The organism is Cyanobium sp. BA20m-p-22 (assembly GCF_024346275.1).
Taxonomy (GTDB): domain Bacteria; phylum Cyanobacteriota; class Cyanobacteriia; order PCC-6307; family Cyanobiaceae; genus Cyanobium_A.
In genome coordinates this window covers 1-9478 of record NZ_JAGQCQ010000132.1, presented here as the reverse complement: position 1 = coordinate 9478, position 9478 = coordinate 1, and the positions used below count along the sequence as shown (strand labels likewise).

15 protein-coding genes and 1 pseudogene are annotated in these 9478 nt (G+C 61.6%); 3 read left to right on the top strand and 13 right to left on the bottom strand.

The genetic code is table 11. The annotated features are described in order from the left end of the window. A partial coding sequence (locus KBZ15_RS12110) for a polysaccharide biosynthesis protein (RefSeq protein WP_315859884.1) occupies positions 1-443 on the bottom strand: 443 nt, incomplete at its 3' end. Positions 444-527: 84 nt separating this feature from the next. Continuing rightward, positions 528-1178 (bottom strand): annotated as a pseudogene (locus tag KBZ15_RS12105) (NAD-dependent epimerase/dehydratase family protein); the annotation flags it as partial. Positions 1179-1443: 265 nt separating this feature from the next. Between KBZ15_RS12105 and KBZ15_RS12095 the strand changes: the two are divergent. Then, positions 1444-1608: a hypothetical protein gene (locus KBZ15_RS12095; RefSeq protein ID WP_255015457.1), complete on the top strand. Its 165-nt coding sequence runs from the start codon at positions 1444-1446 to the stop codon at positions 1606-1608. 187 nt (positions 1609-1795) lie between these two features. Here KBZ15_RS12095 and KBZ15_RS12090 read toward each other — a convergent pair whose 3' ends face one another. The 4 genes from KBZ15_RS12090 to KBZ15_RS12075 form a co-directional block, all read right to left on the bottom strand. After that, complete coding sequence (locus KBZ15_RS12090; RefSeq protein ID WP_255015455.1) at positions 1796-2266, bottom strand: hypothetical protein; 471 nt, start codon at positions 2264-2266, stop codon at positions 1796-1798. Further along, complete coding sequence (locus tag KBZ15_RS12085; protein ID WP_255015454.1) at positions 2267-2593, bottom strand: hypothetical protein; 327 nt, start codon at positions 2591-2593, stop codon at positions 2267-2269. It lies immediately after the preceding gene. 23 nt (positions 2594-2616) lie between these two features. Beyond that, positions 2617-3540 (bottom strand): DUF2887 domain-containing protein, encoded by a 924-nt coding sequence (locus tag KBZ15_RS12080; RefSeq protein WP_255015453.1) that lies wholly within the window; start codon positions 3538-3540, stop codon positions 2617-2619. Positions 3541-3746: 206 nt separating this feature from the next. Further along, positions 3747-4067, bottom strand: a complete 321-nt coding sequence (locus tag KBZ15_RS12075; RefSeq protein WP_255015452.1) for a hypothetical protein — start codon at positions 4065-4067, stop codon at positions 3747-3749. Positions 4068-4204: 137 nt separating this feature from the next. Between KBZ15_RS12075 and KBZ15_RS12070 the strand changes: the two genes are divergently transcribed. Both KBZ15_RS12070 and KBZ15_RS12065 read left to right on the top strand, forming a co-directional pair. Continuing rightward, positions 4205-4471, top strand: coding sequence for a hypothetical protein (locus KBZ15_RS12070; RefSeq protein WP_255015451.1), 267 nt, complete (start codon positions 4205-4207; stop codon positions 4469-4471). Further along, positions 4468-4761: a hypothetical protein gene (locus tag KBZ15_RS12065; protein WP_255015450.1), complete on the top strand. Its 294-nt coding sequence runs from the start codon at positions 4468-4470 to the stop codon at positions 4759-4761. The genes KBZ15_RS12070 and KBZ15_RS12065 overlap by 4 nt, the downstream gene beginning before the upstream one ends. A 219-nt stretch (positions 4762-4980) precedes the next feature. Here KBZ15_RS12065 and KBZ15_RS12060 read toward each other — a convergent pair whose 3' ends face one another. The 7 genes from KBZ15_RS12060 to KBZ15_RS12035 form a co-directional block, all read right to left on the bottom strand. Further along, positions 4981-5223: an AbrB/MazE/SpoVT family DNA-binding domain-containing protein gene (locus KBZ15_RS12060; protein ID WP_255015449.1), complete on the bottom strand. Its 243-nt coding sequence runs from the start codon at positions 5221-5223 to the stop codon at positions 4981-4983. 472 nt (positions 5224-5695) lie between these two features. Further along, positions 5696-6112 (bottom strand): PIN domain-containing protein, encoded by a 417-nt coding sequence (locus KBZ15_RS12055; protein ID WP_255015448.1) that lies wholly within the window; start codon positions 6110-6112, stop codon positions 5696-5698. Continuing rightward, positions 6112-6384, bottom strand: coding sequence for an AbrB/MazE/SpoVT family DNA-binding domain-containing protein (locus KBZ15_RS12050; protein ID WP_255015447.1), 273 nt, complete (start codon positions 6382-6384; stop codon positions 6112-6114). The genes KBZ15_RS12055 and KBZ15_RS12050 overlap by 1 nt, the downstream gene beginning before the upstream one ends. 565 nt (positions 6385-6949) lie before the next feature. Continuing rightward, positions 6950-7237, bottom strand: coding sequence for a type II toxin-antitoxin system VapC family toxin (locus KBZ15_RS18695; protein WP_396123466.1), 288 nt, complete (start codon positions 7235-7237; stop codon positions 6950-6952). Continuing rightward, positions 7238-7396 (bottom strand): hypothetical protein, encoded by a 159-nt coding sequence (locus KBZ15_RS12045; protein ID WP_255015446.1) that lies wholly within the window; start codon positions 7394-7396, stop codon positions 7238-7240. Between the two features lie 4 nt (positions 7397-7400). Next, positions 7401-7631, bottom strand: a complete 231-nt coding sequence (locus KBZ15_RS12040) for a FitA-like ribbon-helix-helix domain-containing protein (protein ID WP_255015445.1) — start codon at positions 7629-7631, stop codon at positions 7401-7403. A 796-nt stretch (positions 7632-8427) separates the two neighbouring features. Continuing rightward, positions 8428-8499, bottom strand: coding sequence for a dTDP-4-dehydrorhamnose 3,5-epimerase family protein (locus KBZ15_RS12035; RefSeq protein WP_255015456.1), 72 nt, complete (start codon positions 8497-8499; stop codon positions 8428-8430). Between the last annotated feature and the right edge of the window lie 979 nt (positions 8500-9478).

Here is a 9478-nt window from a genome sequence, read left to right as displayed (position 1 = left end):
TAACGGGTGATCTCCGGGTGGGTCACCGTGACCGGGCCGCCGCTCGCAATCTGCTCGCGAAACAGCGGCACCACCGAACCCGATGAGCCGTGCACATTGCCAAAGCGCACCATCGAGCAGATCGGGCCGCTGCCTTGCTCCGCCACCCGGGCCGCCGCATCCTGCACCAGCAATTCACACACCCGCTTGCTCGCCCCCATCACATTGGTGGGCCGCACCGCCTTATCCGTAGAAATCAAGGTGAAGCGCTTCAGTCCGCAGGCCTTGGCCGCATCAAGCGCAGAGCAGGTTTCAAAGATGTTATTGGCCAGGCCCGCGCACACATTGGTCTCCACCAACGGCACATGCTTGTAGGCCGCCGCATGGAAGAGCACCGTGATGCCATGGCGGCGCAGCAGCATCTCCAGCAGGGGCCAATCGGCCACATCGGCGAGCACTGACACCAGCTCGATGCCCTCTGCCCAGGCCTTGCCATGCAGCTCCTGGTGGATGTGGGTTTGCCTCTGCGTCTACATCGCCAGTTCCTTTCAGCTCAGCGACAGCCGCACCAGCCGCTGGCTGAGCTCCTCGCGGAACTGGGCCACTGTGCTCCGCAATCCCTCCGCCAGCGGAATCCGCGCCCGCCACCCCAACTCGGCCAGCCGGCTCACATCCAACTGTTTCTTAGGGGTGCCATCCGGTTTGCTGGCATCCCAGTGGATCTCGCCCTGGAATCCCGTTGCCGCTCCCACCGCTTCGGCAAGCTCACGGATCGTCAGATCCACGCCGGTGCTCACATTGAGGAACTGATGCTCTTCAGGCCGCGGCTGCCAGTGGTCCAGCGCAAACACGCAGGCCATGCCCAGATCATCCACATGCAGAAACTCCCGCAGGGGTGTGCCTGTGCCCCAACAGATCACGCTTTGTGCGTTGGCTTCGGCCGCCTCATGGAAGCGACGGATTAGAGCCGGCGGCACGTGGCTATTGGTGGGGTGGTAGTTGTCGCCCGGCCCATACAGATTTGTGGGCAACTGCATCGCAGAAGACTTCGCCTATAGGCAGATGGCATCAAAGCCGTGTTGCAGGCGCAGCGCTTCCTCGCGGATCGGCTGCTTGGCGAGCTTTGGGTAGATGCAACTGCTGCCCAGAAACAGCAGCCGCATCACCGCCACCGTGGCCGGCCAAGAAGATGCGGTCACCGGCTGTGATAAGTCCATCCATCAGCCCACCCCTCCTGGTTGGTCCACAGGCGGACGAAGTTGGTTGTCGATGGATTCGCGCCCCTGCCTGAAATCGGGAGCCGCCATACGGCGGAGCGTGTTGTGAATGTGCATGAGGCCAAAACCCACTTTTCACGGCTGATCGATGCCGCCCATGCCGGTGAAACGATCCTTGTGGCCAAAGGATGCAAGCCCTGGGCGCGCTTGGTGCCTCTCGAGCCCTCGCCCGCGCCGCCAGGAGCTGTTGCTCGACACCCATGCCGTCTATGTGAGCGCCGCTTCCGGTTGGGAGATCGCCACCAAGGTGCGCCTGGGCAAATGGCCTGGCATCGGCGAACTGCTCAACAACCTGCCCCAGCAGCTCATCGCTCAGGGCTTTGAGCTGCTGCCCATCACGTGCACCCTTTGATCGTCTGGTAGCGCCATCAGCCCTTGTCCCTATCGACCCCACCACGGTGGTGGCGTTGGCGACGCTAAGGCGCTCAAAAACAGCCTTAGAGGTGTTGCTTCAGCTGTTGGCGGCCAGCCAGGCGGATAGGTCGGTTGGCCCCTGGAAGTCGAGCAGGGCCACTCCTGCGGAAACTGCAGCCAACGCATCAAGTGCGCGTCATCCCGAGGGCAAGGGTGATGAAGTCAAGCTGTTCATCGCGTGGGGCAGCTTGGAGCCCTGCCAGGCCGCGTTCAGCATCATCAGCAGCGCTCAAGGCTTCTCCCTGCTTGAAGCGAGCCGCTGGGTCGTAATCCGCTTGGTGCCGAAGCTCCTGCAGGCGTGGGAAGGCCGCAAGAAATTGGGCCAAGTCTTGGGAACAACCCTGGAGCTCCGGGCGGCTGCAGGCTTTCTTGGCCGTCAGGTGGTTGAGGTTTCGATACACCCGCGACCAAGCAGCGGATTTCTGTGTGGCACCCGTGCTGCCTACCAACCTTCCCGCCGTCACTTCAGCCAGCCCATGGAACAGGGCGTAGTACGCCGTGCTGATGGATCGCCGTAGATCAGCTTGCCGGGGCCGGCGCTGATGCACGTTGGCCAGATGGCGGGCCGTTGCGATCAGATCACTGGAGAGTGCCACTCACCAGTTCTCCGTGCCCAGGATCCGCTGATCATCGTGGAAATCGTAGCGGAGGTGCGGAAAGCGGCGCTCCCCCATTTTCCAAAGAGCGCGGCTCACGGAGATAGTGCTCTGGCTGAGAATTTCAGGGTCTATGCCGGGCTTCACAAGCCGGAACTTGAGGTGCACGAACAGCACCGGATCGCCATCGTGGTCGAGCCCTGGATTCACCAGCACCCCTTCCAAGCCCTGGCTGCTCAGGAGTTCTTTCAAAACGTCGCGGATGGTCTTCTCAACTTCCGCCGACACCGGGTGGTCGAGATCGCACTCGTAGGTGAAGGCCGTCATGGCGGTTGAGCTGCCAGAAGCTACTAAAGGGATTGTAGAGATGATGGCGACGCCAGCCAGGCGGATAGGTCAGCTGGCCCCTGGAAGTCGAGCAGGGCGTCGGCCAATGATTCCAGCTGCTCCAGCGGCAGGGCCTGGATCTGGGCGGTGGTGGCCTCGCTGATGGGGCCGCAGCGGCGGTTGAGGAGGCGGAGGGTGACTGCCGCTTCGCCTTCCTGGCGGCCTTTGGCTTCGCCTTCCTGGCGGCCCTGCTGGCGGCCCTCGGCAAGCCAGTCCTGTACCGCCCGGGTGTGGCGGATCTCTTCGCGGGGGATGCCGGCGATCACCATGATCTGTTCCTCGCTGAGCTGGGGAAACCGTTGCACCAGCATAGGCAGCACAACCGTGTCTAGATCAGGCCGCCTGGCCAGGATCTGCTGACTGCTGGCGGCCAGCTCGTTTTCGGGCCGCACTGGCAAGGTAAGCAGGTTGAGCAGGGGGTCGAGATTCGGCTGCCGGCTCAGCTCCTCCAGGTTGAGCCACATCACCTGTTGCTCCAGGAACACCTGCAGCGCCTGGGTTGGGCCGAGCTTGAGGCGGCCGTGGGGCGTGATCACCAGCACCGCCCAGTGCTCCACCTGTGGCTGCTGCTGCAGAAACCGATAGGTCTGCGCCGCTAGGCGGTGGTGGAAGCCTGAATCGGGGTGCATCTGCACCTCCAGGAGCACCACGGGGAACTCCGGACTGCCGGTTTCGGCGCAGCCGGTGGTCTCCTTGGGCCAGAGCACGCCGTCGAGGCGGTGGCTGAGCTCTTTGATCTCAAGGGCTTCAAAGCGATAGAGGCGATCACCGGGGGCGCCTGGGTCGAGGCCCAGCGCGGTGACCGTGGCATCCGAACCAGGCAGGAGGGCGCGGATCAGGTCGGGGGCGCTCTGGAAGACGCGGTAGTACCAGCGGTCGGTATTCACTGGCTGCGGGCGCTCGTTGGCGAAAGGTAGCCGCAGGTTGGGGGTGGGGCTGCAGCCCCTGCGGGGCCTGGTGGGATTGGGGCCTCGATAGCGGCAGGAGGCTGAGCGGTTTGTTCGGGCTGGGGTGCCTGGTGGCTCAGGGGGCAGCTCCTCCAGCGCGCTTTGGAATTTCGGGGCTTAAGACACCAGATGTGGTGTGGGCGGCGTCAGAGCTCTGCCATCAGCTCGCGAATGGCGTTGAGGGGTAGGAAGGGCCTGGTTGGGTTGGATGGCAAAGGCTGAAAGCCATAGCTCTCGTAGAGCGCCTGGCGCCGTGCCGTGCGGTGGGGGTCGTCGCAATCCAGCACATCCAGTAGCGCGCCAGCGATGCCGAGGGAATCCGCCGCCTGGGCGATACGCCGCAGCGCATCCACCAACAGATAGGCCCCAAAGCCTGGTCCGCTGTAGCGCTGATCGCGGCCGATCATGGCGATGAAGGCGGCCGGAATGGTGCCGTTACCTGGCCTTGTCTCTATCGACCTCACCACGGTAGTGGCGTTGGCGTCGCTAAGTCCGGTCGCTCAAAAACAGCCTTAGAGGTTCAGTACAGGCTGTACTGAAGCCTGAACAGCCGGCGGCGCGCCGCCCTTGATCGCTAGCATGAAGGCATGAAAGCGAGCCTCGCATGAAAGCGCCGAAGCAAGTTATCAAGCAAGTGGGCGCCAGCGGCCAGATCTCGCTGGGCAAGGAGTTCGCTGGGCGCACGGTGGTGGTCGACAGCAGCGAGCCTGGGGTCTGGGTGATCAAAACGGCGCAGACCATCCCTGACAGCGAGCTCTGGCTGCATCAACCGGAAGCCGCCGATCGGCTCGATCGTGCCATGGCCGCCATGGGACAACCGGCACAGGTTGCCGATCTCGAGGCCCTGGAGCAGCATCTGGGCGAACGGTGATTCAGCTCGACCTCAACAATCCGGAATTTCAGGCCAACCTGCTGGCCCTCCATAAGCCAGACGCCTGGGCTGTTCTGAAGACGCTTCGCCTGCTACAGGCCATGAGCTGGGAGCAACTGCAAAGCAGCAAAGGGTTGCACTGGGAGCTGATCCAAAGCCGCCAAGGGCCCAGCGGAGAACGGCTCTATTCCCTGCGGATCAGCCGAAGCTGCCGCGCCGTGGCTTGGCGCGATGGCACCTGGCTCCGGCTGCTCTCGCTCCATCCGGATCACGACTCGGCCTATCGCTGAAGCGATGCACGGCAGATGGCGCTGCCCGCCATACCGCGGAGGCCGGCCACGAAGATGCGGTCGGCATGGGTGATCAGGGGGGCATGGCGAAGAGAACCAGTTGAGCAGCTGCGGCCCATCAACCGCCGCAAAATCGCTGATGTTGCGTGTCACCCGCACAGGCACGCCGCTCCCGCATCGGTTCACACAACACCTTGGTGTCGAGCGCCACAGGCAAACTCATGGTTCGGCGAAAAATGCCGGATCCATCTGCTCCAAGCTCAGGGGCGGCCCCTGGTATCCAGCGCAGCCGATCAAAGCGCGGGCCGAGCTGCTTTTTTCGCAGTCCTCGGGAACCAGTCGCAGCCCACCAGCCTCCAGGCTCAATGCCAGCCGGTCGCCTGGTTGTAAACCCAAAAGATGACGCAACCGTGCCGGGATCACCAGCTGGCCCTTGGATGACAGGGTAAGCAGCGCATCCATACGGCCCCGCTCGAATGTCTTACCAGTGTAAGGCGAGTAGGCAGCAGCGCACGCCACCGCTTCCGCCAACTACCGGATCGGCCATACAGATTGGTGGGCAACTGCTTCTCTTCGAGAAGGCTTCGCCTACAGGCTGACCGAATCAAAGCCGTGCTGCCGGCGAACGGTCACGCCAGCTCTTGACAGCCTCCTCTCCAGGTACGCCAGCTGAGCCTTGGCCTCAGACAGGGATACCAATTGTGTCACGGCCACGACGCACACTTCTGACCAAATTTCTAGTCAGCCCGCGGATTGGTGGGCAGGCCAGTGCCAGCCACAGATTTAGATCTGGCAGATCGGCCGTGACGCTCATGCGTCCAGCAGCTCGAAAAGTGCTGAAGTGGTGGCGCGAACTATTCCGTACAGGCTGTACAGAACCCTGAACAGCCGATCAAGGCCCCTCTTCAGCTGCTGCAGCGGCAGGGCCTGCGCGTCATCCCGGAGCACCGAGCGCAGCAAGAAAATCCGCTACGGGCTGGATCAACAGCCCATCGGCCAGCTCAGGGGCATTCATCAGAAACCCGAAGTCGCGGCGATCGCCGGTGAGCAACACATTGGCTTTGCAGGCGTGTGCAGCCCTATAAATCGGCCAATCCTTCACGGCAAGATCTGCTGGGCAGGGAATGCAGGGGTTGTCTGGAACCAGCCGAATCTTGCTCAGCTGTCGACCGAACTCAGACAAACGATCGGGAGCTTTGCGTTCGAGGTTGCGCCGCGCTTCTTCCTTGGCGTAGGCGCTGGTAGCGAGCTGAAACAGTCCCTCTGAACCCAGCGTGATCACCAGCGCGGCCTTGCCTTTGGAGTTGTGGGCAGCGGTGAAGAGCACATTGGCATCCAAAAACACACGCATCACTGGGCAGTGAGACGCAGAAGGATCTGCTGGCGTTCCTGGTCCGAGAGTGCATCAGCCTGATCCCATTCGGCGATGACCTCATCGCTGTATGACTCCACCTCCAGCACCGCTGCTGGCTTGAGTCGCAGCTCACCGCCGCAGTCTTCCACGATTACCGCGCCACCCGGTTCGATGCCCAGGTGCCGGCGCATTTCGGCGGGCAAGGTGATCTGGCCACGGCTCGACACCGTGAGCACCTCTCGCAGAGAGTCATGCTTCAGAAACTGCATTGCTCTGAAATGCGGAATTTCAGCTTAGCGGCGTTGCCAGATCTCGTGCGTCTGCGCCTCCGGCAGCAGCACACGGCTGCGGGCGCTGGCTGGCGAAAAGGAAGCTGCAACCTGAGGTTCGGGCTGCAGCCCGTGCGTGGCCTGGTGGGCTTGGGGCCTCGTTAGCGGCAGCCGGCTGAGTGGTTTGTTCGGGCTGGGGTGCCTGGTGGCTCAGGGGGGGAGTCAACCGCCATCTCCATTTGGGCGCCTCTCTGAGTCTGTACAGCTGTACAAACTCCTGCACAGCTGCAAATCAGAGGGGGCGCCTCAAGTGTTTTCCGCCAGCCAGGAGCTGGGCGGTGGTTGAGTTGGCGGAGTGTGACCCCGCCCTGGCAGCAGCAATCGCGGCGATCTGTCCATCAGCAAAGCCAGGCCGCAATCCACATGCCTCAAGGCGAGCGCGCTGTTCGCCATGCCAGAGCGCCGCAGCATTGTCGTAAGGCAGCACAGGCAGGCCGCTTGAGAGCAGGTTCTGCAGATAGCTGAACGCCATTGCGCGATGGCCTCTTACAGACTCAGCGGAGGTTCACCGCTCAGCGTCCGCGAGACAACCAAGGGAAGCAGCTGCCTTGGCTAATTGTTGGTCTGCTGTAATTAAAAGTGCGTCATGCTTTAGCGCAAGAGCCAGGAAACTAGCGTCATACACACTTAAAGAGAGGGCCATAGCTTGCTCAAGCGCTGCTATAGCCAGTTCACTGGCGCTAGTGGGCCGAAGCGGCAGCTGCAGCAGATCCGTAAGGAGAGCACGGCATTCATCCAAGCTGAGCAGCTGGCGCTGCACCTGTTTCAAGAGCACAGAAGCGCACTCAAGCAGTCAGAGATCGGGAATCAACAGCAAGGCATCGCCACTGCACCCCCGTTGAATGGCGAGCTCCAATGAGGGGGGCAATGGACCATCAGCCAGATAAAGCCTCAGCAGGGCAGAGGTATCCAGTACAAAAATATTGGCATGGGTCTGTGCTGATGAGGCCATCGCTTCAGCGGCTGCGGTCGGCCTGAATGTCAGCAGCTATATCTGGAAAATGGCGCCCAGCAAGCAGCGAACGCCATCGCCTGGCCCGCTCCACCCCACCCACTTGGGCGTAGCGCACCTCCCGTTCAATTAGGAGCCGCACCTGCTCCTGCATGCTGCGGTGGTTATTGCTGGCGAGCTGCCGCAGGCCCTCATAGGTCTGATCCGACAATCCTCGCAAGCTGAGTGATGCCATTTTACTTCGCATCAACTGATCTCATTATGCCATCGGACAACACGTTGGTGTTGAGCAGAACGGTCACGCCAGGTCTTGACACAGCTTTGAGCGCTGCAGAGGTTTGCCATGGCGGGCCTTGGCCTCAGACAGGGATACCGGCTGTGTCACGGCCAAGACGCACACTTCTGACCAGAATTTTGGTCCGCCCGCGGCTTGGGGGTCGCGCCAGTGCCAGTCAAAGATTTAGATCTGGCAGCTACAGCCAACAGACCTTGCCGCCGCACCAGGTAAAGCAGTTCAGGCCCTGGGCGCCCTTCGGGCACACAGCACCAGCCCGGCAGAGCCCATCGCCGTGTTGGAGTGCTGCTGTTGGTGCCAGGGCTCGTGTCCAGCACGTGCTGCAGGGGTATGGCAACGGCCTCGGGGCCACTCCTTCGAGGTCACGTGAATCGGTAAATTCCTGGTGCCGGATCCACTCGACCCAAGCCACCGTGGGGGTGGTGGCAAAATGGTTTAGCGGTCGATCGCCAGAGCGGTTCCAGCGCCTGGCCGGTCGTGGACTCAGCTACTCAACCACTCAGACTTCGTTGCTTGGTAGGAGCGTGAGCTTGGTGAAGGTAGGAGGCTGATTGGGCCCTTAGGTCTCAAGGCCACCCATCAAGTTCCACCTGGAGGGGCCTGGAGATGGAGAGCGTGAAGGGCTGCGGTAACTGGTGGCTCAGAGGATCTGCCGGCAGGTCGGCTCCGCACCGAAAACGCGGGGCAAGACCCCACCCCCAAGTGTTGGCGACCAGCCCGGCGGCAAGCCCACAGACTAACCAAACGTGGGGGAGCTACGCCGCACATCCACGCCACTATCAAACACCTGGCCCCGTGCGCAACGCACAAGCTTTGCTTACGGCTGCAGCAGCTCGGGAAGGCCCGCTTCCTGAAGCACGCTCTGGCGGGCTGCTTCCCCACAGAAGTCGCGAGCACCGCCGATGCAATAGGTGCTGCCAAGCTTCCATTGGCACAGGATCCGATCGAGAGCCCGGCAGTGGTCTGTCGCGTACAGCCAAGGGGCCCGAAACGCCCCCGGCAAGTGAACGAGCGAGCCCCAAAGCTCTCGGCAGCCAGCTGGGCAACATGGTCTCATGCGACAACAGTCCGCTCAACCACTGGCCGGCATCAGGGCTGCGCGGTAAGTTTCCCAGTTCAACAGGACGTGGTGCATGATCAACTCTGCCAGCAGGCGGCCCAGGGATCCTGGTTTGAAGTGTCGACACAGAGAGGAGGGGTATAGTGGTGGGTCAGTTTGGCGCCTGCACCGGTATCCACAGAGAGCCATGTTCCTCAGCTAATAAAATAGGCTCATGGGATTCAGCGCAAAAGAGCCAAGCCCCTTCCCCTACCCATTCTGAGCCAAAATAAATCTGGCAGACTTGATCTCCAGCAGAACGTACAGGGGGTCAAGACAAGTCTAAACAGCCGCACAATCCTCTGCAGCAGCTTCACAAGGGAACTCAACAGTGCCCTAAACAATTAGCAGAACCACCCAAAAGCGGTTATTCAGGCCGGGCCAACTGTCTGACAACAGATATTAGCCAAGATCCCGCGGGGGCCATAGACAAAATGGGTATAAAACAGTGGCTCGGGCGAGAGCAGTGCTCATCAGCCTCAAAACCATACTTCATTCTGGCACATGAAGAGCGAGAGGGGGGGGGGATTATGCGGGAACTGCATAGCACAGGAACTCTTGGCTAGGGAGACTCTGGAAAACCCGAGCCATCCGCGCGAAAATACACGTGTAATCGCAGGTGCGGACTGGGTTCATGGGCAGCAAGCAGCTCGGATTCGGTGATTACGAGCAATCCTCTGCCAAAAAA

Coding starts and splice junctions, on each gene's coding strand:
- KBZ15_RS12045 (WP_255015446.1), bottom strand. CDS start 7,396: ATGGCCTCATCAGCACAGACCCATGCCAATATTTTTGTACTGGATACC.
- KBZ15_RS12050 (WP_255015447.1), bottom strand. CDS start 6,384: ATGCAGTTTCTGAAGCATGACTCTCTGCGAGAGGTGCTCACGGTGTCG.
- KBZ15_RS12040 (WP_255015445.1), bottom strand. CDS start 7,631: ATGGCATCACTCAGCTTGCGAGGATTGTCGGATCAGACCTATGAGGGC.
- KBZ15_RS12060 (WP_255015449.1), bottom strand. CDS start 5,223: ATGGATGCGCTGCTTACCCTGTCATCCAAGGGCCAGCTGGTGATCCCG.
- KBZ15_RS12085 (WP_255015454.1), bottom strand. CDS start 2,593: ATGACGGCCTTCACCTACGAGTGCGATCTCGACCACCCGGTGTCGGCG.
- KBZ15_RS12055 (WP_255015448.1), bottom strand. CDS start 6,112: ATGCGTGTGTTTTTGGATGCCAATGTGCTCTTCACCGCTGCCCACAAC.
- KBZ15_RS12070 (WP_255015451.1), top strand. CDS start 4,205: ATGAAAGCGCCGAAGCAAGTTATCAAGCAAGTGGGCGCCAGCGGCCAG.